Origin of the sequence: Pseudomonas sp. MUP55 (assembly GCF_034043515.1) — a bacterium.
Taxonomy (GTDB): domain Bacteria; phylum Pseudomonadota; class Gammaproteobacteria; order Pseudomonadales; family Pseudomonadaceae; genus Aquipseudomonas.
This window is the reverse complement of sequence record NZ_CP138214.1, coordinates 396046-420980: the sequence shown is the minus strand read 5'-3', so window position 1 is coordinate 420980 and position 24935 is coordinate 396046. Positions and strand designations below refer to the sequence as shown.

At 59.7% G+C, this 24935-nt stretch carries 22 protein-coding genes, 2 tRNA genes and 1 pseudogene; 18 read left to right on the top strand and 7 right to left on the bottom strand.

Annotated features, from left to right (window positions below; genetic code table 11):
• Positions 1 to 233: 233 nt before the first annotated feature.
• A complete protein-coding gene (locus SC318_RS01760; RefSeq protein ID WP_320429399.1) occupies positions 234 to 1895 on the bottom strand; it encodes an OFA family MFS transporter in 1662 nt (553 codons plus the stop codon).
• Positions 1896 to 2218: 323 nt separating this feature from the next.
• Between SC318_RS01760 and SC318_RS01755 the strand changes: the two genes are divergently transcribed.
• The 6 genes from SC318_RS01755 to SC318_RS01730 all read left to right on the top strand — a co-directional run bounded on the left by SC318_RS01755 (position 2219) and on the right by SC318_RS01730 (position 8120).
• On the top strand, positions 2219 to 4435 hold the full coding sequence (locus SC318_RS01755) for an AsmA family protein (protein WP_320429398.1): 2217 nt from the start codon (positions 2219 to 2221) through the stop codon (positions 4433 to 4435).
• Positions 4432 to 5499: an A/G-specific adenine glycosylase gene (gene mutY / locus SC318_RS01750; protein ID WP_320429397.1), complete on the top strand. Its 1068-nt coding sequence runs from the start codon at positions 4432 to 4434 to the stop codon at positions 5497 to 5499. The genes SC318_RS01755 and mutY overlap by 4 nt, the downstream gene beginning before the upstream one ends.
• The gene (locus SC318_RS01745) at positions 5496 to 5768 is read left to right on the top strand and encodes an oxidative damage protection protein (RefSeq protein WP_032894036.1); all 273 of its coding nucleotides are present in this window, start codon (positions 5496 to 5498) and stop codon (positions 5766 to 5768) included. The genes mutY and SC318_RS01745 overlap by 4 nt, the downstream gene beginning before the upstream one ends.
• Positions 5769 to 5871: 103 nt before the next feature.
• Positions 5872 to 5947, top strand: a tRNA-Phe gene (locus tag SC318_RS01740).
• A gap of 171 nt (positions 5948 to 6118) precedes the next feature.
• Positions 6119 to 6790 carry a YajG family lipoprotein gene (locus tag SC318_RS01735; RefSeq protein WP_320429396.1) on the top strand — a complete coding sequence of 224 codons (672 nt, stop codon included), beginning with the start codon at positions 6119 to 6121 and terminating at the stop codon, positions 6788 to 6790.
• 169 nt (positions 6791 to 6959) lie between these two features.
• Entirely contained in the window at positions 6960 to 8120 is a 1161-nt protein-coding gene (locus tag SC318_RS01730; RefSeq protein WP_320429395.1) for a Fic family protein, read from the top strand.
• Positions 8121 to 8128: 8 nt separating this feature from the next.
• On the opposite strand, the gene SC318_RS01725 is transcribed toward SC318_RS01730, so the two are convergent.
• Positions 8129 to 9736, bottom strand: a complete 1608-nt coding sequence (locus SC318_RS01725; RefSeq protein ID WP_320429394.1) for an ArnT family glycosyltransferase — start codon at positions 9734 to 9736, stop codon at positions 8129 to 8131.
• Positions 9737 to 9822: 86 nt separating this feature from the next.
• A complete protein-coding gene (locus SC318_RS01720; RefSeq protein WP_320429393.1) occupies positions 9823 to 10788 on the bottom strand; it encodes an arsenic resistance protein in 966 nt (321 codons plus the stop codon).
• Positions 10789 to 10901: 113 nt separating this feature from the next.
• On the opposite strand from SC318_RS01720, the gene SC318_RS01715 reads away from it, so the two are divergent.
• Positions 10902 to 11315: a hypothetical protein gene (locus tag SC318_RS01715; RefSeq protein WP_306491229.1), complete on the top strand. Its 414-nt coding sequence runs from the start codon at positions 10902 to 10904 to the stop codon at positions 11313 to 11315.
• Between the two features lie 234 nt (positions 11316 to 11549).
• Here the strand turns inward: SC318_RS01715 and gabP are convergent, their stop codons facing one another.
• Complete coding sequence (gabP, locus tag SC318_RS01710; RefSeq protein ID WP_101219820.1) at positions 11550 to 12941, bottom strand: GABA permease; 1392 nt, start codon at positions 12939 to 12941, stop codon at positions 11550 to 11552.
• Between the two features lie 556 nt (positions 12942 to 13497).
• Between gabP and SC318_RS01705 the strand changes: the two genes are divergently transcribed.
• The 5 genes from SC318_RS01705 (at position 13498) to SC318_RS01685 (ending at position 17703) form a co-directional block, all read left to right on the top strand.
• Positions 13498 to 14271, top strand: a complete 774-nt coding sequence (locus SC318_RS01705) for an ABC transporter ATP-binding protein (RefSeq protein ID WP_124384696.1) — start codon at positions 13498 to 13500, stop codon at positions 14269 to 14271.
• A gap of 13 nt (positions 14272 to 14284) precedes the next feature.
• Positions 14285 to 15037: an ABC transporter substrate-binding protein gene (locus SC318_RS01700; RefSeq protein ID WP_320429391.1), complete on the top strand. Its 753-nt coding sequence runs from the start codon at positions 14285 to 14287 to the stop codon at positions 15035 to 15037.
• 74 nt (positions 15038 to 15111) lie between these two features.
• A complete protein-coding gene (locus tag SC318_RS01695) occupies positions 15112 to 15807 on the top strand; it encodes an ABC transporter permease (protein WP_124384695.1) in 696 nt (231 codons plus the stop codon).
• Positions 15808 to 15845: 38 nt separating this feature from the next.
• Positions 15846 to 16535, top strand: a complete 690-nt coding sequence (locus tag SC318_RS01690) for an ABC transporter permease (RefSeq protein ID WP_124388905.1) — start codon at positions 15846 to 15848, stop codon at positions 16533 to 16535.
• On the top strand, positions 16516 to 17703 hold the full coding sequence (locus SC318_RS01685; RefSeq protein WP_320429390.1) for a methyltransferase: 1188 nt from the start codon (positions 16516 to 16518) through the stop codon (positions 17701 to 17703). Before SC318_RS01690 ends, SC318_RS01685 begins: the two co-directional genes overlap by 20 nt.
• A 241-nt stretch (positions 17704 to 17944) precedes the next feature.
• On the opposite strand, the gene bcsQ is transcribed toward SC318_RS01685, so the two are convergent.
• Positions 17945 to 18817 carry a cellulose biosynthesis protein BcsQ gene (gene bcsQ, locus SC318_RS01680; RefSeq protein WP_413817628.1) on the bottom strand — a complete coding sequence of 291 codons (873 nt, stop codon included), beginning with the start codon at positions 18815 to 18817 and terminating at the stop codon, positions 17945 to 17947.
• On the opposite strand from bcsQ, the gene SC318_RS01675 reads away from it, so the two are divergent.
• Both SC318_RS01675 and SC318_RS01670 read left to right on the top strand, forming a co-directional pair.
• A complete protein-coding gene (locus SC318_RS01675; RefSeq protein WP_320429388.1) occupies positions 18722 to 18919 on the top strand; it encodes a hypothetical protein in 198 nt (65 codons plus the stop codon). The genes bcsQ and SC318_RS01675 overlap by 96 nt on opposite strands.
• Before the next feature lie 253 nt (positions 18920 to 19172).
• Positions 19173 to 19248: transfer RNA gene (locus tag SC318_RS01670), tRNA-Thr, on the top strand.
• A gap of 208 nt (positions 19249 to 19456) precedes the next feature.
• On the opposite strand, the pseudogene SC318_RS01665 reads toward SC318_RS01670, so the two are convergent.
• Both SC318_RS01665 and SC318_RS01660 read right to left on the bottom strand, forming a co-directional pair.
• Positions 19457 to 20098, bottom strand: a pseudogene (locus SC318_RS01665) (BRCT domain-containing protein).
• 148 nt (positions 20099 to 20246) lie between these two features.
• Entirely contained in the window at positions 20247 to 20822 is a 576-nt protein-coding gene (locus SC318_RS01660; protein ID WP_320429387.1) for a TetR/AcrR family transcriptional regulator, read from the bottom strand.
• A gap of 282 nt (positions 20823 to 21104) precedes the next feature.
• Here SC318_RS01660 and SC318_RS01655 point away from each other — a divergent pair, with 282 nt between their 5' ends.
• From SC318_RS01655 to SC318_RS01640, 4 genes are all read left to right on the top strand, one after another.
• On the top strand, positions 21105 to 21893 hold the full coding sequence (locus SC318_RS01655) for an SDR family NAD(P)-dependent oxidoreductase (RefSeq protein WP_320429386.1): 789 nt from the start codon (positions 21105 to 21107) through the stop codon (positions 21891 to 21893).
• A gap of 81 nt (positions 21894 to 21974) precedes the next feature.
• Complete coding sequence (locus tag SC318_RS01650; protein ID WP_320429385.1) at positions 21975 to 22973, top strand: NADP-dependent oxidoreductase; 999 nt, start codon at positions 21975 to 21977, stop codon at positions 22971 to 22973.
• Between the two features lie 204 nt (positions 22974 to 23177).
• Positions 23178 to 24521, top strand: a complete 1344-nt coding sequence (locus SC318_RS01645) for a CHASE2 domain-containing protein (protein WP_320429384.1) — start codon at positions 23178 to 23180, stop codon at positions 24519 to 24521.
• 37 nt (positions 24522 to 24558) lie between these two features.
• Positions 24559 to 24924 (top strand): hypothetical protein, encoded by a 366-nt coding sequence (locus SC318_RS01640; RefSeq protein WP_320429383.1) that lies wholly within the window; start codon positions 24559 to 24561, stop codon positions 24922 to 24924.
• Positions 24925 to 24935 lie beyond the last annotated feature (11 nt).

The following is a 24935-nucleotide window of genomic DNA, read 5'->3' as shown; positions in this document are numbered from 1 at the left end:
GCCATTATAGGGGCGCGGGCGCTAAACAGAAACATCGGAGGGGATAAGACTGACGAGTTGAAGCGGGGAGTGGAGGGGATAGACATGTGTATACATGTGGGACCCAGCCCACCAGAACACTGAACAACCAATGTGGGAGGGGGCTTGCCCCCGATAGGGGTGGATCATTCAATAATGCATTGACTGATGCGCCGCTATCGGGGGCAAGCCCCCTCCCACAGGGTCTTGCAGTGTTAGTGGAACAGCACAGCTGTCTTCTGCAGAGTCACCCACACCCCCCACGCCAGCGGAATACCCACCACCAGCCATGCCGCAACCGCCAATGGCTTGCTGCCAGCGGAGGCTTTCCACTCAAGTACGGTGGAAGCATCAGCGCCTTTGTCATGGCCCAGCGCCTGCTCGGCGGCAAGTTCCGCGTCGGTCATGAAGTACTTGTCGGCCACCGGGCGCACCAGCAGGTTGCAGATGAAGCCCAGCACCAACAGGCCTGCGAGGATGTACAAGGTGATGTCGTAGGCCGCGGCGCGTTCAACGCCGATGCTCAGCTGATATTCACGCAGGTAGTTCACCAGCACAGGGCCCAGCACGCCGGCCGCCGCCCATGCGGTGAGCAGGCGACCATGGATCGCGCCGACCATTTGCGTACCGAACAGGTCGGCCAGGTAAGCCGGAACCGTCGCAAAACCACCGCCGTACATCGACAGAATGATGCAGAACGCCGCCACGAACAGCGCCACGTTGCCCAGGTGGCCCAGGTTCGGGATCAGCGCATACAGGGCAAAGCCCAGGGCGAAGAACACGAAGTAGGTATTTTTACGCCCCAGGTAATCGGAGAACGACGCCCAGAAGAAGCGGCCACCGATGTTGAACAGGCTCAACAGCCCGGTAAAGCCTGCGGCGATGGCAGCGATAGACGCCAGCTGCCCGGCATCCAGTTGACCGAACGGTACGTCCACACCCAGCAGCTTGCCACCGAACACTTCCTGCAACAGCGGCGACGCCATGCCGAGAATGCCGATACCGGCCGACACGTTCAGGCACAGCACCAGCCAGACCAGACGGAATTGCGGGGTTTTCCACGCCACGTTCACGTGCACATGGCGGTGGGTGATCATCGCGTTGCTGGCTTTTTTCGCCGGCGCGGTCCAGCCCTCAGGCTTCCAGCCGGTCGGTGGAACACGGTACGAGAGTGCGCCACCGATCATGAACACGAAATAAATCGCGGCCATGACCAGGAAGCTCTGCCATACGCCCACGCTGGTTGGCGAAGCGAAGTGGCCCATCAGGGCTGCTGCCAGTGGTGCGCCAACCATCGCGCCGCCACCAAAACCCATGATCGCCATGCCGGTGGCCATGCCGCGCTTGTCCGGGAACCACTTGATCAGCGTCGATACCGGCGAGATATAACCCAGACCCAGGCCAATACCGCCAATGACGCCGGAGCCGATCCACATCAGCCAGATCTGGTGGGTATAGATACCCAATGCCGAGATCAACAGGCCGCCGCACCAGCACAGTGCCGATACAACGCCGGCCTTGCGTGGCCCGGCATGTTCCAGCCAGCCGCCCCAGATCGCTGCCGAGCAGCCCAGGAAGATGAAGAACAGGGTGTAGATCCAGCCCAGCATGGAGATCGGCCAGTCGCACTGAGACGAAAAGACCTGGGCGATAAAGCTCATGTCCGGCGCACAGGCAACCGGTGCGGTGATACCCAGCGCCTTGGACAACGGCAACCAGAACACCGAGAAACCGTAGGCCATGCCGATGCACAGGTGGATGGCCAGGGCGGCCGGTGGAACCAGCCAGCGGTTGAAGCCGGGCTTGGCGATAATGCGTTCCTTGGACAGGAACGCAGGCTGTGCGGCGCTAATACCGGCCGCAGTGCTAGTGCTCATTGGTGTTTCCCCCAGTTATTGGTATGCGTCCGTCAGGCGCTCTCCCCCTCGGCCTTGCACGCAAAGCGTGACCGTTTTTTTGGGTGAAACTCCATTTTGGCGCGACGATACGTCGCAGAAGGCGGACGAACGCGCAGAGATTAGCATCTGCGGATGTGAGAAAAACCAAATTGATATCACTTTTTCAGCGAATCTGTTTTTTTTGACGCCAGAATCCTGTTTCGTCGGTCCTAGATACAATGTAACGATCCACGAACTGATGCACGCCGTCGGGCGTTATACTCTGCGGCTAAATTTTGAAATCGACATACAAGGACTCGCCCATGAAAGCGTTCGGCAAAATCCTGGGTCTGGTATTTCTCGGGCTGTTGCTGATCATTGTGGCTCTCGGCTTTGCCCTGACCCATCTCTTCGATCCCAACGACTACAAAGAAGAAATTCGCCAGATTGCCCGCGACAAGGCCCACATCGAGCTGACGCTCAATGGCGATATCGGCTGGAGCCTGTTCCCCTGGCTGGGCCTGGAGCTGCACGAAGCCGGGGTGGCGACCCTGACCAACCCCACCCAACCGTTCGCCGACCTGCAGATGCTCGGCCTGTCGGTACGCGTGCTGCCGCTGCTGCGCCGCGAAGTGCAGATGAGCGATGTGCGCGTCGAAGGCCTGAACCTGCGCCTCAACCGCGACAAGAACGGCCACGGCAACTGGGAAGACATCGGCAAGAACCTGCCCGATGAACCTACGGGCACCCCCGCTCCCGCGCCGGTCGAGCCGGTGGCCGAGGCCAAGCCGGAAAAACCGCCGCAGCCGATCCGCCTGGACATCGACAGCCTGACCATCAACAACGCCCGCGTTGAATACAACGATGAACAGACCGGCAAGCAGTTCAGCGCCGAAAGCATCCAGCTGAGCGCCGGCGCGATCCACGAAGGCGCCAGCATCCCGTTGAAGTTGACCGCGTTCCTGGGCAGCAACCAGCCGGTCATGCGGGTCAAAAGCGAGCTGAACGGCAACCTGCGCATCCAGCGTGCGCTCAAGCGCTACCAGTTCGAAGACATGCGCCTGAGCGGCGAAGCCACCGGCGAGCCCCTGCAAGGCAAGACCGTAAGCTTCTCCACCCAGGGTCAGGTGCTGGTAGACCTGGCGGCCAACTTTGCCGAATGGACCAACCTGAAACTCTCGGCCAACCAACTGCGCGCCCTGGGCGAACTTCGGGTCAATGACCTGGACAAAACCCCGCAGATCAGCGGTGCGCTGTCGGTCGCCCAGTTCGACCTGGCCAAGTTTCTGGAAAGCATCGGTCACCCTCTGCCGGCCATGGCGCCGGGCAGCCTGAGCAAAGTTGAACTGGTCAGCCGCCTTCAGGGCACACCGACCAGCGTGGCGCTGGAAGACCTCAACCTGAAACTCGACGGCAGCACCTTCACCGGTCGCGTCGCCGTGGACGATTTCGCCAAGCAGTCACTGCGCGTACAACTCAAGGGCGACACGTTCAACGTCGACAACTACCTGCCGGCCAAATCCGAGGCCGCCAAAGGCGCCACCGCCGCACGCGAGGCCCAAGTGCAGAGCAGCGAAGCCGGTGCAATGGCCGCAGGCGGCAGCACACCGCTGCCGGAAGCCCCGACCAAAGGTGCCTGGAGCACTGACAAACTGTTGCCACTGACCCGCCTGCGCAGCCTGGATGTGAACGCAGACCTCGCCTTTGGCGAGCTGACCCTGAGCCAGTTGCCGATCCGAAATGCTGTGCTGAAGGCTTCCGGCATCGACGGCCAGCTCAAGCTCGACAGCCTCAGCGGTGGCCTCTACAACGGCACATTCCAGGCCAACGGCACCCTCGACGTACGCCAGGACATCCCGCTGCTGGCGCTGCAAAGCCACATCAAGCAGGTGCCTGTCGAACGCATCCTGCAGGCCCAGGGCAAGACCCCACCGGTCAAGGGCCTGATCACCCTCGACAGCAACCTCAGCGGCCGAGGCAACAGCCAGAAAGCCCTGATCGACAGCCTCAACGGCACCGCCAGCATCGTCATCAACAACGGTGTGTTGCTCAATGCCAACATCGAGCAACAACTGTGCACCGGTATCGCCCTGCTCAACCGCAAGACCCTGAGCACCACGCCGCAAGGCAAGGACACGCCCTTCCAGGAACTGCGCGGCAACCTGACGTTGCGCAATGGAGTGGCCAGCAACCCTGACCTGAAGGTGCGCATTCCGGGGCTGACGCTCAATGGCAACGGCGATGTCGACTTGCGCGTGCTGGGCATGGATTACCGCGTGGGCATCATCGTCGAAGGCGACAAGCGCGACGTACCCGACCCGGCCTGCGAAGTTGGCGCCAACTTCCAGGGCATCGAAGTGCCGCTGCGTTGCCGCGGCCCGCTGGAGCTGGGCGCCAAGGCCTGCCGCCTGGACAAGGACGGGCTCGGCCAGGTCGCCATCAAGGCCGCCGGCAATCGCCTCAACGAGAAGCTGGAAGAGAAGCTCGACAAAGTGAATCCAAAGCTCAAAGACGCATTGAAAGGCCTGTTCAACCGATGAGAAACGAGCAGTTTTCAGCGGCGGTACTCGACTGGTACGACCGCCACGGTCGCCACGACCTGCCCTGGCAACAGGGCATCACACCGTATCGGGTGTGGGTGTCGGAAATCATGCTGCAACAGACTCAGGTCAGCACCGTGCTCAATTACTTCGACCGCTTCATGGCGTCCCTGCCGACGGTCGAAGCCCTGGCCGCCGCGCCGGAAGACGAAGTGCTGCACCTGTGGACCGGCCTGGGTTACTACACCCGCGCGCGCAACCTGCAGAAGACCGCGAAGATCGTGGTAGCCGACTACGGCGGCGAGTTTCCCAGGGATGTCGAAAAGCTCACCGAGCTGCCCGGCATCGGCCTGTCCACCGCAGGAGCGATCGCCAGCCTGAGCATGGGCCTGCGCGCGCCGATCCTCGATGGCAACGTGAAACGCGTGCTGGCACGCTTTACCGCGCAAGAAGGCTACCCGGGCGAGCCCAAGGTCGCCAAGCAGCTGTGGGCCACTGCAGAGCGCTTCACGCCCCATGACCGCGTCAACGCCTACACCCAGGCGATGATGGACATGGGCGCCACCCTGTGTACCCGCAGCAAACCCAGCTGCCTGCTGTGCCCGCTGGAAAAAGGCTGCGAAGCGCACATGCTCGGCCTGGAAACGCGCTACCCGATTCCCAAGCCACGCAAGGCCGTCCCGCAGAAACGCACACTGATGCCGATGCTGGCCAATGCCGAGGGCGCGATCCTGCTTTACCGTCGCCCCTCCACGGGCCTGTGGGGCGGTTTGTGGAGCCTGCCGGAGCTCGACGACCTGGGTGACCTGGATCACCTGGCCAACCAGCACGCGCTGGCGCTGGGCAAGCATCAGGAACTGCCCGGGCTGATCCACACCTTCAGCCACTTCCAACTGGCCATCGAACCCTGGCTCGTCCAGGTCGAGGAAAGCGCCCATCACGTGGCCGAGGCCGACTGGCTCTGGTATAACCTCGCCACCCCGCCGCGCCTGGGCCTTGCCGCCCCGGTGAAGAAACTGCTGAAGCGCGCGGCTGAAGTATTGAACGCAGGAGAGTCGTCATGACCCGTACCGTAATGTGCCGCAAGTACAAAGAAGAACTCCCAGCCCTGGAACGCCCTCCGTACCCAGGCGCCAAGGGCCAGGACATTTACGACCACGTCTCCGCCAAAGCCTGGGGCGACTGGCAGAAACACCAGACCCTGCTCATCAACGAAAAACGCCTGAACATGATGAACGCCGAAGACCGCAAATACCTGCAGGGCGAAATGGACAAGTTCTTTTCCGGCGAGGAATACGCCCAGGCCGAAGGTTACGTGCCACCTGCTCAATAATTGATCAAAAACCGGGGTCGACACGTAAGCGACGGTAATAATTAAATATTTTTTGAAAACTTGCTTGACGACCCCCTGAAAAACCCGTTTAATGCGCCCCGTTGCCCAGATAGCTCAGTCGGTAGAGCAGGGGATTGAAAATCCCCGTGTCGGCGGTTCGATTCCGTCTCTGGGCACCAAAATACCGAGAAACCCCAAGGAACAATGTGTTCCTTGGGGTTTTTTATTGCCTGCGATTTAATGGCGACCCACCTATTGGCGTCACGATGTCGCAGCAGGACGATTGAGGGTTGTTTTGCGCTAAGCCCAATCGTTCAGCCTTTACCCAATCCTCGCTGTAAGGTTTCTTCATGACCCGCTTCTCGCTCTGCACGCTATTACTACTGACCGCAATGCTCAGTGGATGCGCCACGCAAATGGACGTAGCGATCAACGCAACGCCTGACCCCGACTACCACTTCGATCGACAGGCCACGGTACTGGTGACATCCAGCGGCGGCAGCGACGAAAACGCACTCAACGCCCGCTACTACCTGCGCGACATGGTCAGCGCCATGAAAGACCAGGGCTTTCGCAACGTCTTCACCGACACCACCCTGCCCAAGAACCATGCCCCGATCAAAATGACCGTCACCCTGGACGTCGACAGCAAGCAAGTCACCTACCGCTATACCGCCACCGAATACGGCCAGGTCGCCAACAGCACCACCACCCAGTGCAAAAAGAACAAAAAGAAAACTGACCAACTGACCTGCACCAGCACCCCAAACACCACCTACGGCCCCGTAGGCACCTCTGAGCGCACCGGTTACACCACCCTCACCACGTTCAGGGCCACCGCCCGGGATGAAGCGAGCAAACGCGCGGTGTACCTGTTGCGGGCATCGTCCTATAACGACGACTGCCAGGCCGCGAAGGTGGAAGCCTTTTTGGTGGAGCAGGGGCTGCGCAATCTGAATTTTCAGGATCGGGTGCAGCGTAATTACACGGTTACGATGCCGGAGGGGTTTCGTTGTAAGTAAGCTTTAGGTGGCCAGGGAGCCCGGAACTATTTCTCAAACGTTTTTCACTTATCTGAGTAGTGCTTTTGAGATAATGTAGGCCCTCATCAGGCCCTGAGAACCTATAAAACCGGGCACTAGGCCGCTAATTTTTCGAGATAATCGAAAGCCTACTGGAGATATTTCCGATATGGCCGAGTTTGTTCACCATGAGCTCAAGCTACTGAATCCCTCGTTCGACTCAGGCCTGGTTGACGTTCTGAGCGAGCTGGAACATTTACGGCGCCTTGAGCTGGGCGGGGATACGCCACATGCTGTATTTGTCCAGTTGAAGGATTTATTTCATACGCTTGAGAGCCTCGGCTCAGCTCGTATTGAGGGCAACCATACAACCCTCGCCGATTACATCGAAAGCAAAGTGGACGGAACAGCCCAAGGCTCCGACCCTTTGCGGGAAATCGCGAATATAGAAAAAGCGATGGAATATATTGAAAGCTTCATGCAACCCGGTACGCCCTTTACCGAGCTTGCGATCCGAGAGCTTCACGCAATTACCGTTCACGGCCTGACACGCGAGGGTGATCGTACGCCGGGGGCTTACCGTGAAGGCACCGTGCGTATCGCCCAATCGGATCACCTTCCTCCTGACGCAGTGATGGTGCCTGGGTACATGCAAGAGCTGGTTGGGTTTGTGAATAAGCAAGACGCGCCCAAGTATGATCTGATGAAAGTTGCGCTGGCCCACCATCGATTCGGCTGGATCCACCCCTTCGGAAACGGTAATGGTCGTGTCGTGCGCCTGCTGACCTACGCACTTCTGATGAAGTACTGCTTTAATGTCAATACAGGCGGGCGGGTTCTAAACCCTACCGCTGTATTTTGTATTGATCGAGAAAAGTACTACTCGATGCTATCGACTGCCGATACCGGAACAGAAGCGGGCCTTGAAGCTTGGTGTACTTATGTTCTGGCGGGCATCAAGGACGAATTGGCAAAAGTCGGCAAGCTGACTGACTATGATTACTTGACCAAACACATCCTGACCCCAACCGTCACACTCGCGAAAGAGCGAGGATGGATTACGGCACTCGAAGAAAGAATCCTCTCCACGGCAGTCCAACTGAAAGTGGTTAAATCGAGCGACATTGCCGACGTTTTGCCGAAACTGTCCGCGGCACAACGGACCTACCAGATAAAAAAGCTGGTTGATCAAGGCATGCTGCTTCCCATCAGTCCAAGTGCACGGCAATACACAATTGGATTCTCGAACAATTATTTGATCAGAGGCATCGTCAAGTCATTACGCGAGAAGGGCTTCATTCCGGAGCAGTTGGATAATCCCTATGCTTGAAGATCTTCTCACCTGAGCAAAAACACCATCAGCGGATTGTCATTCAACCGCCCCTGAAAGCTCGGCGCCAGCGGCTCCACGGGTGAGTCCTTCAACAGCGCGGTGTCCTTGCGCGGCACAATCACCCAGGATGGCCGGGGCAATGTGGCGAGCTGCTCCAGCTCGTTACGCCCGACGAATAGCGGCTGCTCGTCGTGGTCCAGGTTCATCATGTAGCGCACCGCCCAGGTGTCTCGGGCCAGGTCGACAAATACCAAAGGCCCCGGCTGCGCATCGCGCAACGCTTCCACCTGGCTGACGAATTGCCGGGTATCGAACTGAAGGTCCTTGGCCGGCTCGATCACGGTCACCAACAACAGCCACTGCGCCGCCAGGGCGATCATGCTGAGCCACACCAGGCGTGCGGCCCGACGCCATGCCATCATCGCAGCCAGTTGCAGCAGCACCAGCACGCCGATCAACAACGGCATCGAAACCTCGGGCCAGTAACCCTGCTTGTGCCAGGCATGCCGACACACAAACAGCACCACCACGCACAGCGCCGGCAGCGCCACAACCAGCCCTTCGTAACAGCGGCGCACGCCAACGAGCCAGCCTTGCGCCTGAAGCAGCCCATAGGCCGCCACCGCAGCGAACATCGGCACCATGGGCAGGATGTAATAGGCCCGCTTGAAATGCGGCACAGACAGGCCGAGCAAAATCATCAGGCCGCAGGCGCCGAGCCGTATCAGCAGCTGCACCTCATCATTGGCCCAGCGCTGTGCCCAGCGATGACGGAGCGCAATCAAGGTAGCCAGCGCCAATGGCACCACCGGGAAGTAGCGGTACAAACTCAGCTGGAAATAGAAGTAGAACGGTTCCCCGGACTCATCGAGGCGCCCGCCGACCTGCATCTTGAACACCTCATCGGCAAAGGCATCGCCGCCGCTGATGCGCGCAAGTTTCATCAGCACCCACCAGCACGCCGCCAGCAACAACACCCCGGCAGCCCCGTGAATAAGTACCTGCCTGACGCGCTCTCCCGGCCTGCCCAGCGCCCAGTACACGCAGGCAACACCACACACCTCGATCAACCCCAGCGGCCCGCGTATCGCAAAGGCCAGGATGAACAACGGGAACACCGCCAGTTGCCTGAACCGCGAGCCCAACTGCTCGCCACTGTGCAGCAGGTAGAAAGCGCCCACGCACAACAGCGCGACCATTTGGTCCAGGCACACCGAGCGTGACTTTTCGAGCAGTTGGGTGGTGAGTAATGTCAGCAGCACCGTTAGTAATGCCCACGGCCGGCTGGACGGCGCCAGCAGGCGATAGATCAGGGCAATCACGCCTGCCGACGCGAGCGCGGTGGGCAGCACGTTCGCCAGATGGTTGGGCGCGTCAAACAACCGGGCGAAGACGTAGCTGAAGAAGGTCGCGGTGCCGGGGTAATCCGCGTATGGCTGGCCGTAGGTGGTGGGGAAAAGACTCGCACCGTGGCGAAACATTTCCTGCAGGAACAGCGCCCAGCGCCCGTCAAAGCCTTGGGGCTGTTGGTCCCAGATCCCCAAGGTGAACAGCAATAGGGCAATCAGAAAAATACCCAGGGATTCCAGGCGAAAGCGGCTGCGGTGATCCATCGGTTGACCTGTCAGGTAAGAAGCGCGGGCTTATGGTGCCGACCGCCTGCCTGAATAGCGCCTGAACGAACCTGAAGATTCATCGGTTACCGACTGCCGGGCCACACCAGGGCCGGGATCAGGCGGATGTAGATCAGCTGCGCAACCAGCTCGACCAGGGTTTGCAGGATGACCGCCGTCGCAGCCAACCCGCGCACGCCTTCAGGCAACGCCAGCGCCAGGGGCAGCACCACCAGCGAATTGCGCGTGGAGGTGCTGAACGTCACCGCACGCGCCGTTGCCGCCGGCAGCGCAAACAGCCGCGCGGCCAACATCCCCATCAGCGGCGCCAGCAGCACGAAGCCCACATAGACTGGCAGCACTGGCAGCAGCGCGTTGATATCCCGAACCACTGAAGCGATCTGCGAGCCGATCACCACAAACAGCACGAGGGCCATCGCCGGCACCGGCAGCCAGGCCCAGGCGCTGCTCCACCGGCTGACAAGCGCTGAGCGGCACGCAAGCAACAGGGTCAGCGCGGCCAGCACCATCGGCGCCACGATCAGCAACAGAAACGCTTCGATAAACGGCCCGACCGCGATCACCACCTCCGATTGCGTTCCCAGCATCAACCCCAGGTACACCGGCAGCAAGGCCAGCTGCATCAGCAGCAGTAACGGCGTGGCCGCCAGTACCAAGCGCGAGTCACCTTTGCCGATGTGAGTAAACACCACCACGTAATCGATACACGGCGTCAGCAACACCAGCAACGCGCCGACCAGCAGCGCAGGGTGGGCCAACAGGCCACGGGTCAGCGCCCATACCAGCAAGGGCACCAGGACGAAGTTGGCCAGCAGCAACGCCACCAGAAAGCGTTTGTTGCCCCAGCTGCGGCGCAGGTCGAGGAAAGGAATTTGCAGGAACATTGCGTACATCAACACCGCGATGGCGGGCGTGATCAATACGCTGAGGCCTTGGGCGAATGACGGCGCAACTGCACCACAGAGAGCGGCCAGCAGGATGGCGACAAAGTAGAGGGGAATCTGGTTGTGCTCTAGGGTGTCGCGGGGCATGAAGACGCTCTGGCAAGTCGCAAAGGCCTAGCCTACTCGGATTCCCTTGGGATTTGTCCCAACCTGCGCTTCAATACCCCATCCCCATTCCTCCCCCCAAGGACGTCACGCCCATGGCCTCGCCGAACAAACAGCAAAAACGCGCCCAGCGCGCCAAAACCAAGGCCAAGCAAAACCGAACCCAGCGCGCCGTGGCGACCAAGCCGGATGCCTTTGCTGGCGATGACAGCCGTATCGACCTTGAATCGGTGGATTTGACCGAGCTATTCGAAGAGATGCGTGTTGCGGGTCAGACCAGCCAACAGGCGCTGTGTGCGGCTTTCCTGGCGCACCCGCTGCTGGCGCTGGTGCTGGAGCAGGAAGGCGAAGAGCAAGCCACCGACTTCATCCTGGCAGCGCTGATGGAATACCGTCAGTGGGCCACCGACAGCGATGATGAAGCGGCCGCATTGGCGTGGATCGAATCGCCGCAGTTCCAAGCGGACTATGTAGCAGCGTCCCAGTCCCTGACGAATTCAGCAGACTGACACCTACAAAAATGTGGGAGGGGGCAAGCCTCAATGCCAGTCAGTTAAGAAGCAGCAGAAGCGAGAAGCATCTGTGGCGAGGGAGCTTGCTCCCGCTGGGCCGCGAAGCGGCCCCAAACAATGGGCCTGCTGCGCAGTCCAGCGGGAGCAAGCTCCCTCGCCACAGGTTTGGTGTTCGCCTTAACTGACTGGCATTAGGGCAAGCCTCCTCCCACTTTTTTGGTCGACATTTTGTCAGTTCAGTACGGCAGCGCCCACTCTCTGGGCCTTGCGACGGCTCGCAACGAACAATCCCGCCAATACCACCAGCAGGCTCAGAATGCCCGTCGCGATGATTTCAACGCGGTGCGCTTCCTGGAACAGCATGATGGTCAACGTCCCCACGATAAACACCATCACCGCGTAGGTCAGGCCGGGGAACAGCCACATCTTGAAGACGATCTTCTCGCCCGCCGCCGTACGCTTCTGACGCATGCGCAGTTGCGACACGGCAATCACCAGATACACCAGCAAGGCGATGGCACCAGAGCTGGCCAGCAGGAACTCAAATACCGCCGCCGGCGCCACATAGTTGGCAAATACCGCCAGGAACGCAGCGCCCGTGGACAGCAACACAGCCCAGTAAGGCGTACCGCTTTTATTGGTGCGCTTGGCCACGGCCGGAGCATCGCCGCGACGGCCCAGGGAAAACAGCATGCGCGAGGCGGTGTACAGCGCCGAGTTGAGGCAACTGGTCACGGCAACCAATACCACCAGGTCGACGATCAGCTTGGCATTCGGGATGCCCATGCGCTCGAGCACGGTCTGGTAGGAACCCACCGCAGCCAGGGTCGGATCATTCCAGGGCACCAGTGAGACGACGATGAAGATCGACAACAGATAGAACAGGCCAATCCGCCAGATTACCGAGTTGGTGGCCTTGGTGATTTGCTGGCCGGGGTTCTTCGATTCGGCGGCGGCGATGGTCACGATCTCGGTACCCATGAACGAGAACATGGTGGTGAGGATCGCCGCGAGCACCGCGCCCATACCGTTGGGCATAAAGCCTTGGGTGTCGAACAGGTGCGACACGCCGCTGACCTGGCTGGTGGGCAGGAAGCCGAAGATCGCCGCCAGGCCGAGGATGACGAAGCCCACAATCGCCACGACCTTGATCAGCGCGAACCAGAACTCGAACTCACCGTAGTTCTTCACACTGAACAGGTTGGTTGCGGTCAGCAGCAAGGTAATGATCAGGGTGAAGGCCCAGATCGCCACGTCGGGGAACCAGGCATGCAGGATGGTCGCCGCCGCGTTGGCCTCCAACGGAATCACCAGCACCCAGAACCACCAGTACAGCCAGCCGATGGTGAACCCGGCCCAGTGACCGATCGCCCGGTCGGCGTAAGTGGAGAACGATCCGGTGTCCGGCGACGCAACCGCCATCTCGGCCAGCATGCGCATCACCAGTACCACCAGCGTACCGGCAGCCGCATAAGCCAGCAGCACGGCCGGGCCGGCGGCGGCAATCGCGTGGCCGGAGCCGACAAACAAACCGGCCCCGATAACGCCAGCAATCGACAGCATGGTGACATGCCGCGGTTTGAGCCCCTGTTCGAGGTCATTGGAGCTTTGCGTACTACTCATTGACACACCTTTGCGAGGAATTGCGAAAACGGTTCGCCTGGCCTGCGGTCTTTCTCGTGAAAAGAAACCAACAGAGCGTTCTTTATTTTTTACGCAAGTTTTGCGCCAAAATGTAACAAAGCCGCAATTGACGCGGGCTGTAGGACTATTCAGCAGTGACTGCAAGTCTTTGAGAACAATGGCATTTCGCTATAGCGTTACCGTGCGACTCACCTTCAGAACGAACAGGCGCACCAAAAACACACACAAAAAGTGCGTCACGCTCCATAAAAGTGCCGTTAAGCGCCGTTTGCCCGGTTAACCCTTCCAACACCCGCCCAAAGCTGGCACCATCGCGCCTTTTTTTACGCGAAGCCTGTGGATTCTTCGGGTTCAAACGTCTGTTCGGTTGTTGATGGCGCGACACGCCGCTGCGCTGATGCGACACCCTGCCGCAGACCACCTGTTAACCGTCCGCAGCGCTGTTGGCTGTCATCCAAACGCTATGCTAGCTTGGCGCCTCGCCAGGAAGGCGGCCCAACAGTGCAGAACGCAACGAATACAATGAGGACCGCACATGGCTCAGGCCACGCCCGCGCTTGAAATCCGCAACTTGCACAAACGCTACGGTGAGCTGGAGGTACTCAAAGGTATCTCGCTGACCGCTCGCGACGGCGATGTGATCTCGATCCTGGGTTCCTCCGGCTCCGGCAAGTCCACCTTCCTGCGCTGCATCAACCTGCTGGAAAACCCGCACCAGGGCCAGATCCTGGTGGCCGGCGAAGAACTCAAGCTCAAGGCGGCAAAAAACGGCGAGCTGATGGCCGCCGACGGTAAGCAGATCAACCGCCTGCGCAGCGAAATCGGTTTTGTGTTTCAAAACTTTAACCTGTGGCCGCACATGAGCATCCTCGACAACATCATCGAGGCGCCCCGCCGCGTGCTCGGCCAGAGCAAGGCCGAGGCTATAGAAGTGGCCGAAGCCCTGCTGGCCAAGGTCGGCATCGCCGACAAGCGCCACGCCTACCCCGCCCAGCTCTCCGGTGGCCAGCAACAACGCGCGGCGATTGCGCGTACGCTGGCGATGCAACCCAAGGTCATCCTGTTCGATGAACCGACCTCGGCGCTTGACCCGGAAATGGTCCAGGAAGTACTTAATGTGATCCGCGCGCTGGCCGAAGAAGGCCGCACCATGCTGCTGGTCACCCACGAAATGGGCTTCGCCCGCCAGGTGTCCAGCGAAGTGGTGTTCCTGCATCAGGGCCTGGTCGAAGAGCAAGGATCGCCACAGCAGGTGTTTGACAACCCGCTTTCGGCGCGCTGCAAACAATTCATGTCCAGCAACCGCTAACGGAGCAACATGCATGCAGACCTATAAAAAATTCCTTCTGGCCGCGGCCGTCTCGATGGCGTTCAGCGCCACGGCCATGGCAGAAACCTTGAAGATGGGGATCGAAGCGGCCTACCCGCCCTTCAACAATAAAGACGCCAGCGGCAATGTCGTCGGTTTCGACAAAGACATCGGCGACGCCCTGTGCGCCAAGATGAAAGTCGAGAAGTGCGAAGTGTATGTGTCCGACTGGGACGGCATCATCCCGGCCCTGAACGCCAAGAAGTTCGACTTCCTGGTGTCCTCGCTGTCCATCACCGATGAACGCAGGCAGGCCGTCGACTTTACCGACCCCTACTACTCCAACAAGCTGCAGTTCATCGCGCCAAAAGCCACTGCCGACTTCAAGACCGACGCCGCCTACCTCAAGGGCAAGGTGATCGGTGCACAACGTGCAACGCTGGCCGGCACCTACCTGGAAGACAAGCTGCCAGACACCGAGGCCAAGCTGTACGACACCCAGGAAAACGCCTACCTCGACCTGACTTCCGGCCGCCTGGACGGCATCCTCGCCGACAAGTACGTGCAGTACGAATGGCTCAAGAGCAAAGACGGTTCGGCCTATGAATTCAAGGGCGACCCGGTTGTAGAGAGCGACAAGATCGGTATCGCCGTACGCAAGGGCGACCCGCTGCTCGAGCGCCTGAACAAAGCCCTGGCAGAGATCAAGGCAGACGGCACCTACAAGAAGATCAACGACAAGTACTTCCCGTTCAGCATCGAATGATCTGAACGGCCTGACCGACGCGCGCTCTGCAGCGCGTCGGCTTTTAGCAATGCCTGCCGCGATATGAAAACACCATGAATTTCGATCTCTACGGATTCGGCCCGGCCCTCGCCGCCGGCGCGCTGATGACCGTCAAACTGGCACTCACGGCCCTGTGCCTGGGGCTGGTGCTGGGCCTGGCCGGAGCCTTGGCCAAGACCTCACCGTACAAGCCGTTGCAATGGCTGGGCGGTGCTTATTCGACCATCGTTCGCGGTATCCCCGAATTGCTGTGGGTGCTGCTGATTTACTTCGGCACCGTCAACCTGATGCGCGCTATTGGCGAGTTTGTGGGTAACCCCGACCTGTCCCTGAGTGCCTTTGCTGCGGGCGTTATCGCCCTGGGCCTGTGCTTTGGCGCCTACGCCACGGAAGTGTTTCGCGGAGCGATCCTCGCCATTCCCAAGGGCCACCGTGAAGCCGGTGTGGCCTTGGGGCTGTCGAAGTTTCGGATCTTCACGCGGCTGATCATGCCGCAGATGTGGCGCATCGCCCTGCCGGGCCTGGGCAATCTGTTCATGATCCTGATGAAAGACACCGCGCTGGTATCGGTGATCGGCCTGGAAGAAATCATGCGCCACGCGCAGATCGGCGTAACCGTGACCAAGCAGCCGTTCACCTTCTTCATGGTCGCCGCCTTCATGTACCTGGGCCTGACCGTGCTGGCCATGACCGGCATGCATCTGCTGGAAAAACGCGCCGCCCGCGGCTTTGCAAGGAGCGCCCAATGAGCGGTGACTACAGCTGGCTGTCGCATTTCGACCTGGGCCTGAACTGGGCCGTGATCATCAAGTGGCTGCCCAAACTGGCCCAAGGCGCCACGCTGACCCTGGAGCTGGTGGCAATCGCCGTGATTGCCGGCCTGCTGCTGGCGATTCCGCTGGGCATCGCACGCTCTTCGCGCCGCTGGTACGTAAGCGCCCTGCCCTACGCCTACATCTTCTTTTTCCGCGGCACACCCTTGCTGGTGCAATTGTTCCTGGTCTATTACGGCCTGGCGCAGTTCGACAGCGTGCGTGGCAGCTTCATGTGGCCGTACCTGCGCGATCCGTTCTGGTGCGCCACCGCCACCATGACCCTGCACACCGCCGCCTACATCGCCGAGATCCTGCGCGGCGCGATCCAGGCCATCCCTCCGGGTGAGATCGAAGCGGCTCGCGCCCTGGGCATGTCCAGACCGAAGACGCTGTTCTACATCATCCTGCCGCGTGCCTCGCGTATCGGCCTGCCGGCCTACAGCAACGAAGTGATACTGATGCTCAAGGCCAGCGCGCTGGCCAGCACCGTGACCTTGCTGGAACTGACCGGCATGGCCCGCACCATCATCGCGCGCACTTACCTGCCGGTGGAGATCTTCTTCGCGGCCGGGCTGTTCTACCTGTTGATGGCTTACGTGCTGGTGCGCGGGTTCAAACTGCTGGAAAAATGGCTGCGCGTCGATGCGTGCCAGGGACGTTGAGGCACGCTTCCAGGCACTGGACGCGTTTCTGATCGAGCACCAAGGGCTGTGGCGACCACGGCCCTTTACCCATCTGCAATTACCCTGGGAAACCGAGCATCCCGCGTTGGCGCAGTGGTTACGCCAGCGCTCGCTGGAGGATGCCGAAGCCAGTCACAACCACCCCCACCACCTGCAGGCTCCCGCGCCTTTTCCACACCTGGCCGCCCAGGCGCTGCAGCTTGGCGCTGTGGATAAGTTACCGACACACCCACTCGCCCCCGCTTGCCTTCGCCTGAATGTCGACGTTCCGGGCCGCAAGTGGCAGCAGATCGAAGCCTTCGGCGCCGCGCTGAATTTTGCCACCACGCCCAGCCATTGGCTGGACTGGTGCGCCGGCAAAGGCCACCTCGGCCGGCGCCTGCTGCAACCCGGCCAGCAACTGACCTGCCTGGAATACGACCCGGCGCTGATTGCCTCAGGCAAAGCCTTGAGCGAACACCACGGCCTGCCCGTCACCCATCGCCTGCAAGACGTGATGGCCAATGTGGCGATCAGCCCCGACCACACCCCCATCGCCCTGCATGCCTGCGGCGACTTGCACGTGCGCTTGCTGCAGCTGGCCAGCGCCGCCGGCTGCAAGCAACTGGCGCTGGCGCCATGCTGCTACAACCGCATCGGCGCCGACCGCTATCAAGCGCTGTCCGCGACCGCCCGCGCCTCCGTCTTGCAATTGTCAGTCGACGACCTGGGCCTGCCGCTGAGCGAAACCGTCACAGCCGGTGCCCGCGTGCGTCAGCAGCGCGACATTTCCATGGCCCGACGCCTGGGTTTCGACCGGTTGCAACGGCAGTTGCGCGGTTGCGACGACTACCTGCCCACACCGTCCCTGCCCGCCGCGTGGCTGGGCAAACCCTTCGCGGACTATTGCCGAGAGCTGGCAAGCCTCAAAGGCTTATCCACAGGTGAACACGATTGGGGAGCGTTGGAAGCACACGGCTGGCGGCGCCTGGCCGAAGTGCGGAACCTGGAACTGGTTCGAAGCCTGTTTCGCCGACCGCTGGAAATGTGGCTGGTGCTGGACCGGGCTTTATTCCTGATGGAACAAGGCTACGACGTCGAGCTAGGCAGCTTCTGCGAGCCGAGCCTCACACCGCGCAACTTAATGGTGCTGGCCCAGCGCAATTAAGGGGCAAAATTTCCTACAGACGCCTGTGGATAACTCTGTTGATGAATTCTTTGCAGAGGCTGTAGTTATCAGCGCTACAGGCCAAAAGCCGTGCTGTTCATTTTTTGTTCACAAAATAAAACGCACGCAAAACAGGCAGTTGCAGCGTGTTGAGAACGGCTCCACAAAATGGCTGTTTCGTGACAACCGTTACTAACCGATTGTGCATAAGCATCACGCATAAACCGTATAAACCGCGCTTTCACACGGTTTTCTTCGGTGCCTTCAGCAGCAGGCACAGCTCATTGATGTCGTCACTGGCCAGCCGCTGCGTGACGTTATCCAACGGATCGGCGGCAAAAGCCAACGCCTCGTTGATCGCCATGTCGCGATGCACCCCCAGAGGTTCTTTGCCAAGCCGTTGCTTGAACGCCTCGATCATATCCAGGCTGAAGGCATTGCTTTCATCCACCTGATTGACCACCACCTGCACAACAGGTGGGCGTTGGCCCTCGAGGTGCGGAGCGAGCAGCATGTCCAAATGGTCCAGCGTGCCCAGACACGCAGCGTCCGGCTGCACAATAACCAGCACCACATCGGCGACACTCAGTGCCTGATGGAAATAGACGTTATTGCCGGCTGGAGTATCGATAATCACCGTCTGCCGCTCGCTCAAATCCAATGAGGCAAGACGCTGCGCCAGCCAATCGGGCTCATGCTTGAGCCAACGCTCCAGGTTCTCCTGCTGCTGAATATCGACATCGCCGAAGGTGATCACCTGGCAACCGGCAAAACCCAACTGCTGCAGCGCGCCCCATTGGCCATGCTCCAGGCTGGTAAGCCCGAGGCCCGGCAAGGTGGAACTGACGCCAAAGTGATGGTGCAAGGCATTCTGCGGGTCCAAGTCCAGCGCCACCACTGACTCACCATGGCGCTGCAAACCGCTGCTCAACGCAGTAACCAACGTGCTGCGGCCGACCCCGCCATTGATAGACACCAGCGCCACTATTTTTGGACGCAACACAGGGGGATGCAACGGATGAAGACGCTGATGGGATTCTTCAGGGACACTGCCAAAAAAGTGCATTCGAGCATTGATGCCGTCAGCATCATGGGTGACGTCTTTGCCGAACAACGCCAGGATTTCTTTACCAAGGCTCATAGCCTGCTCCTCACGACGCAGCTCAAAGACGTGAAGCTCGGCAAGCGCGGGTACTCACCGCAGGTCTTTTTATAGGCGCCCTTTGTTTGGGCATTCTGTGGCAACGGGTGACGAGTGTCATTATTTTGATGTTTTTGCGGATTGATTTTTAGATGAACGGTTATAAGTCAATTTAATGACTTTTTTATCGAGTCTTTTTGGGATGTTTTGAGGCGGTCAGAATGTGCAGGAAACACCGTGATCGTGGAAAACCTCGGCGTTTGCAAAAATAGTCAGAATTCAGGGGTTTACAGAACCTTTTCAATCGCTATAATCGTCGCCCTAACACGCCGGTATAGCTCAGTTGGTAGAGCAACTGACTTGTAATCAGTAGGTCCCGGGTTCGACTCCTGGTGCCGGCACCATATCTCGAAGCCCCGCAATGCGGGGCTTTGTGGTTTCTGGGGTTTGGAGTTCCGAAGACTTGGTTTGCACTTTTTGGCGAGAATGCCCAAAAAGCGTCCACACTTAAAATCGAGGGCTGCTCGCCAAGCCCGATTTCTGAACCATCAAACCCCATCTATAACCCGCCCAACAGCGCCGCCTTCTTTAAACTCCGAGAACGAAGCAACCTCAACCAAACAGCATCTTTTGCCAATGAGCCTCACCCACAATGGCAATCGAAGCCCCTGCTTCTCGCAGTTCCACTGCCTTCATGATCTTCGTTCCATAGGTACTGTGGCGCCACTGCTCATTGCCTACGCTGCCGACCACTAGGTAATGCACCTTCTTACTCACCCCGCCCCCGATCAAACCGCCACGCTCCTCAACCAATGCCTGACAATCTTTGCGCGGCCCAAAGGCCATGACGCCGGTAAATACAAACATCCGGCCACTCCACACCAAATCAGGGGCCGGGAGATTGTAGGGAAGGTCCGTAGGCGCGACCGCAGCAACACCGTCGACTTTAGGTCTTTCGATGCTCATGCCAGATAACCCACGCAATATGTTAAGCAGTTCCAGGGACTCGTCTTTATCCAAAGCATCATCCTGAAGCATGCACGACAGCCGCGAATACAGCAGATTGATCACAGGGTCGTTCAAATGCGCAAGATTGCTCTCTAGCCATTGCTTTAGAAAAACCGCTTCGGTGGTATTCACAACACCATCCGCGGTGATCCCTGCAGCCAGGCCCACTTAGGCATCGGCGGCACGTCGATCAATGCGAGCGCGGTGGAAAAATTTGCTGCTCTCGAACTCGTTGTGTAGGTCCATTACAGGTATTCCTTGAGATAAGCATTGGCTCACTGCTGAAGCGTTGCCAGTTAGGAAACTTTTCAAGCTGAGAGAATAGAAGGAATGCCGCCTTTGGGTGTTTTTTGTTCCAGGGGGCTGGAACGTTCCTATGGGCGGCCGTTTTCCTCTATGCCTTACCCGACAACGACTCCGTCATCTCCCCATGACACACCGCCAATATCTCATCCGCCAACGCCGAATCATCAGGACAAGCACGGGACAACATAATGGCGCCAACCCCCCGCGCCAGCAGGTCGATCATTTTCGCCCTCGCTTCACCCGGCGCCGCATCCGGGCCGGTGGGGTATTTTTCGCCGAGGGTTTGCAGCAAGCGCTCGATGCCTTCAGCGAAGGCCGCCTTCAAATCATCCGATTGACGCGCCGCGTCGCCGCATAGCGCTGCCATGGTGCATCCCGTGGCGCGGGCGTCGCGGTGGTCTCTGGACACGTATACGTCGATGAAGTCCTGCACGCTCAACCGTTCGGCGCCGGCCAGTGACTGCGCAAGGCTGTTGGCTGAGGCTTCGGCCATCAGGTCGGCCTTGGAGCCGAAATGTTTGTAGAAGCCGCCATGGGTGAAGCCGGCGGCGGCCATCAGGTCGGCCACGCCGACGCCATCAAAACCACGTTCGCGAAACACCACTGAGGCGGTTTCGACGATGTGTTCCCGGTTTGCCTGGGCCTGGGCCTTGGATACGCGCATGTTCGATCCTCTCTACCGCTGAATTCATCGCCTGATGATACATAGATGTCATTCATAATCAAAACTGTTGACAGCTTAGATTTCGATCATCATCCTAATGGCAAGCGATATGCCCCTTTAACCAACAGGCACGGAAGAAGCACCCATGAGCGATCTGAACCTGTTTATCCCTTAGCCGACACTTGCCGAATCATCCGCTGCCGCGAACTAGGCACTGGCTGATCAAACCTGGTTTACCCGTGCCTCAATCCCAATCGCTGTTCCTGATAAAGAGCTGACATCATGACTACTCGCCCTACCGTTCTCATCACTGGCGCTTCCACTGGCATCGGCGCGGTTTACGCCGAGCGTTTCGCCCAACGCGGGCATGATCTGGTGTTGGTCGCCCGCGACCACGCGCGCCTGGAAACGCTCGCCACGACGTTGCGCGGCACACATAACGTCGCCGTTGAAGTGCTTCAGGCCGACCTGACGCAGCTCAGCGACCTGCACACCGTTGAAGCCCGCCTGCGCGATGACGCGCACATCGGCATCCTGGTCAACAATGCCGGCGCCGCACAGTCTGGAAGCTTTATCGAGCAAAGCACTGAAAGCGTTGCACATCTGGTGGCCCTCAACACTACCGCGCTGGTGCGGCTTGCGAGCGCTATCGCACCCCGCCTGGCCAAGGCAGGCGAAGGCGCGATCATCAACATCGGTTCGGTGGTGGGGCTGGCGCCTGAGTTCGGCATGTCGGTGTATGGGGCGACCAAGGCGTTCGTGCTGTTCCTCTCCCAGGGCCTGGACCTGGAGCTTTCGCCGCAGGGTGTTTATGTGCAAGCGGTGCTGCCTGCTGCCACGCGCACGGAGATCTGGGATCGCGCCGGTATCGACATCAACACCTTGAGCGAAATCATGGAAGTGGGTGACTTGGTGGATGCCGCGCTGCTGGGTTTCGACCGTCGCGAACGGGTGACCATCCCTGCGCTGCAGGAAGGCGAGCGTTGGGATGCATTGCAAGCCGCGCGTGGGGGGCTTTTGGCGCAGATCGAGCAATCCACCGTGGCGCCACGCTATCTGACTCAAGCCTGATCCCGCTCGGCACCGGCAGCCTGAATATCCCAAGGCTGCCGGGGCCAAGTTTCTCATTCCAACGACAAGAGCAGTCGCGACATGAAGGCATTTTTTATCGACCGCTACGGCAAACAGAACGGAAGGATTGGCGAAGTGCCTGAGCCTGCGGTCGGTGTGCATGACGTTCTGATCCAGGTGCACGCAACGAGCGTGAACCCGTTGGATTCGAAGATCAGAACCGGCGAGTTCAAACTGATCCTGCCCTATACCTTCCCATTGATACTGGGCAATGACCTGGCCGGAGTAGTCGTTCGCACGGGTGCGGCAGTGACGCGATTCAAGCCGGGAGACGAAGTTTACGCGCGTCCTCCTGAAACACGGATCGGGACGTTTGCTGAACTGATCGCCGTGGACGAAAACGCCCTTGCGCACAAACCTTCGAATCTGGACATGGCCGAAGCGGCGTCCATTCCCTTGGCTGCCTTGACGGCCTGGCAAGCGCTGGTTGAAACCGCCCGGCTGAAAAAAGACCAGAAGGTGTTGATTCATGCCGGATCCGGCGGTGTCGGCACGCTTGCCATCCAGCTCGCCAAGCACCTCGGCGCCTTCGTTGCCACCACCACCAGCACGGCGAATGTGGAATGGGTGAAGGCACTCGGCGCGGATGTAGTCATCGATTACAAGCAGCAGGACTTTGCCGACGAGTTGCGCGATTTCGACGTGGTGTTGAGCAGCCTCGGCACTGATGTACTGGAAAAGTCGGTCAAGGTTCTCAAGCCGGGCGGGCACCTGATTTCTCTGTCGGGGCCACCGACCGCGCAGTTTGCCCAAGCGCAGGGCTTGCCTTGGGTGTTGGGGCAGGTTATGCGCCTGCTCAGCAGCGGTATTCGCAGAAAAGCGCGCAAACGGGGGGTGAGCTATACATTCTTATTCATGCGTGCCGACGGGATGCAGCTGCAGAAAATTACCGCGCTGATCGAGGCTGGCGCCATCAAACCGGTTGTTGACCGTTCCTTCCCTTTTGCATCGACCGCAGAGGCGTTGCGGTACGTCGAGCAGGGCAGAGCGAAAGGCAAAGTCACCGTCACACTCCGATAAGTTTTTTCCCTCCCGCGCGGCGCTCAACGCCTGACGCAGTTGATCGCCCACAGAAGAAAGCCCTGGCCTGATAGGCGAGGGCTTTTTTGCGAGAGGCGGTGCACACGTCAACAGCGATATGGCACTTAGCCACTTTTCCAATTGACACCTGCTCCCCTCCTCCGTTAAAAACCCCGCCTTGCCAGGTATTTAATCGAGACATGGATGTTGTCCAACCCCCCGCTGTTCAAATACCGTCGCTATTGGCTGGCGGTCATCATCGTGTTGCTGGCGATTCTTGATCCTTTCGGCCTGGCCAGTTCCAGCGACAAGGCGTCGGCGCAGTGGCTCAATCGTATGTTCGCCAGCCATTACCCGAGCCTCGGGCAGCAGCAGGTGGCGGTGGTGTTGATTGATGATGCCTACCTGATGCGCAACGACACTTCGTGGCCAATGCCTTACGGCGAGCAAAGCAAGTTGTTCAAGCGCTTGCTGGCGTACAAGCCGCGCGCAGTGTTTGTGGATCTGCTTTACAGCCACGACCACTCGCTCGGCGACCCGGCACGGGGCAGTCAGTTGCTGGCGAATGTGTTTGAGCGTTATCAACGCCAAGGCATCCCGTTGTGGCTGGCCAATACCGGGCTGACGCGCGCGCAGGAAGGCCAGGCCAATACGCTGGCGCCTTTCATGCAGGTCAGCCGGCCGGCCCTAGTGGTGTGGGAAGGGGTGGACGACAAGTACCCACTGGCTGCGCACACCCAGGCCGGGCTGATGGAAACCCCTGCCCTGGCGCTGTACCGGGTGTTCTGTGCCACCCACGACTGCACGCCGCCGCCTGTGGATGCGCAAACCGCTGCGCAGCGCCAGCCCATCGCGGTGCAATGGGGGCTCAAGCTGGCCGCGCAACAGGCGCGGATTGCCGATATTCGTCACTGCGCTGCGGCGCGGCATTTCTTGCTGGACGCAGTGGCGCAGTTCTTCCAGGCCGTGTTCTGGAAGCTCGATGACTCGGCCCAGGCGCAGTGCCCTTACACGCTGACGTTGTCGGCCAGTGACCTGGAGGTCAGCGACCCCGGCGACCAAGCCCTGGTCGCCGAGTTACTGCGCGACCGCCTGGTGCTGATCGGCGCCACTATCACATCCACCGGGGACTTGGTGGAGTCGCCGGTACACGGCCAACTCCCCGGCGTTTACCTGCACGCCATGGCCCTGGATAACCTGATCAATGCCGGCATGGGCTATGACCATGAACCCGCCAACTTCCCCTACCTGCCCTTCAACTGGCTGGACCTGCTGGGACTCGGCCTGCTGGCGTTGATCGCGGTGCTCAAGGCCCTGCACGCACGACGCCTGGCGGGCCATCGCACCTGGAGCCGTTGGCGGCGCCAGGAAATCTGGTTTTTTACCTCGCCATGCCCGTCGTGGCTGCTGGTGATGTCGATGTTGGCGGTGGTGAGCGTGCTGCTGAGCCTCAATGACATCACCCCGGTCAACGTGCTGGGCATTGTATTGCTGTCGTTGGTGTTGTTCAGCGAGCGGATCGAAGCCTTCTTCGACCGCGATCGCTGAGCGTACCGTTTTGCCCTTTGACTCAAGGAAACCAAGGATGAACAGAAGCCTTATCGTCTTGCTCGCAGCCCTCGTCACCCAGGGTGCGTGGGCGCAAAACCACGCTATCCAGGCGTTTCTCGCCGACCCGGTGACGGTGCTCGACGAGCAGGGCAAACAGCAGCGTGAGTTGGCGAAAAAGGATGCGCCTACCCAGCCCGTGCCGGTATTGCAGTACAACCCGACGCTGGATCTGGTGCAGGTAGAACTGGCTGGTCAGAAGGTCTGGCTGGACACCATGGACCTGCGCATCGAACCGCCGCTGAACGTCGTCGACCTGCCCTGCCAGGGCCTGACCAGAAGCCAGGCCAAGGACAGTCGCAATAATTCCACCATTGGTTTTGGTGCCGGTTGCAATCAATAAAAGGAGCGTTG

Coding starts and splice junctions, on each gene's coding strand:
- SC318_RS01755 (WP_320429398.1), top strand. CDS start 2,219: ATGAAAGCGTTCGGCAAAATCCTGGGTCTGGTATTTCTCGGGCTGTTG.
- SC318_RS01745 (WP_032894036.1), top strand. CDS start 5,496: ATGACCCGTACCGTAATGTGCCGCAAGTACAAAGAAGAACTCCCAGCC.
- SC318_RS01645 (WP_320429384.1), top strand. CDS start 23,178: ATGTTGTCCAACCCCCCGCTGTTCAAATACCGTCGCTATTGGCTGGCG.
- gabP (WP_101219820.1), bottom strand. CDS start 12,941: ATGAGTAGTACGCAAAGCTCCAATGACCTCGAACAGGGGCTCAAACCG.
- SC318_RS01715 (WP_306491229.1), top strand. CDS start 10,902: ATGGCCTCGCCGAACAAACAGCAAAAACGCGCCCAGCGCGCCAAAACC.
- SC318_RS01760 (WP_320429399.1), bottom strand. CDS start 1,895: ATGAGCACTAGCACTGCGGCCGGTATTAGCGCCGCACAGCCTGCGTTC.
- SC318_RS01725 (WP_320429394.1), bottom strand. CDS start 9,736: ATGGATCACCGCAGCCGCTTTCGCCTGGAATCCCTGGGTATTTTTCTG.
- SC318_RS01675 (WP_320429388.1), top strand. CDS start 18,722: ATGAAGACGCTGATGGGATTCTTCAGGGACACTGCCAAAAAAGTGCAT.
- SC318_RS01650 (WP_320429385.1), top strand. CDS start 21,975: ATGAAGGCATTTTTTATCGACCGCTACGGCAAACAGAACGGAAGGATT.
- SC318_RS01705 (WP_124384696.1), top strand. CDS start 13,498: ATGGCTCAGGCCACGCCCGCGCTTGAAATCCGCAACTTGCACAAACGC.
- SC318_RS01640 (WP_320429383.1), top strand. CDS start 24,559: ATGAACAGAAGCCTTATCGTCTTGCTCGCAGCCCTCGTCACCCAGGGT.
- SC318_RS01700 (WP_320429391.1), top strand. CDS start 14,285: ATGCAGACCTATAAAAAATTCCTTCTGGCCGCGGCCGTCTCGATGGCG.
- mutY (WP_320429397.1), top strand. CDS start 4,432: ATGAGAAACGAGCAGTTTTCAGCGGCGGTACTCGACTGGTACGACCGC.
- SC318_RS01660 (WP_320429387.1), bottom strand. CDS start 20,822: ATGCGCGTATCCAAGGCCCAGGCCCAGGCAAACCGGGAACACATCGTC.
- SC318_RS01735 (WP_320429396.1), top strand. CDS start 6,119: ATGACCCGCTTCTCGCTCTGCACGCTATTACTACTGACCGCAATGCTC.
- SC318_RS01695 (WP_124384695.1), top strand. CDS start 15,112: ATGAATTTCGATCTCTACGGATTCGGCCCGGCCCTCGCCGCCGGCGCG.
- SC318_RS01720 (WP_320429393.1), bottom strand. CDS start 10,788: ATGCCCCGCGACACCCTAGAGCACAACCAGATTCCCCTCTACTTTGTC.
- SC318_RS01655 (WP_320429386.1), top strand. CDS start 21,105: ATGACTACTCGCCCTACCGTTCTCATCACTGGCGCTTCCACTGGCATC.
- SC318_RS01730 (WP_320429395.1), top strand. CDS start 6,960: ATGGCCGAGTTTGTTCACCATGAGCTCAAGCTACTGAATCCCTCGTTC.
- SC318_RS01685 (WP_320429390.1), top strand. CDS start 16,516: ATGCGTGCCAGGGACGTTGAGGCACGCTTCCAGGCACTGGACGCGTTT.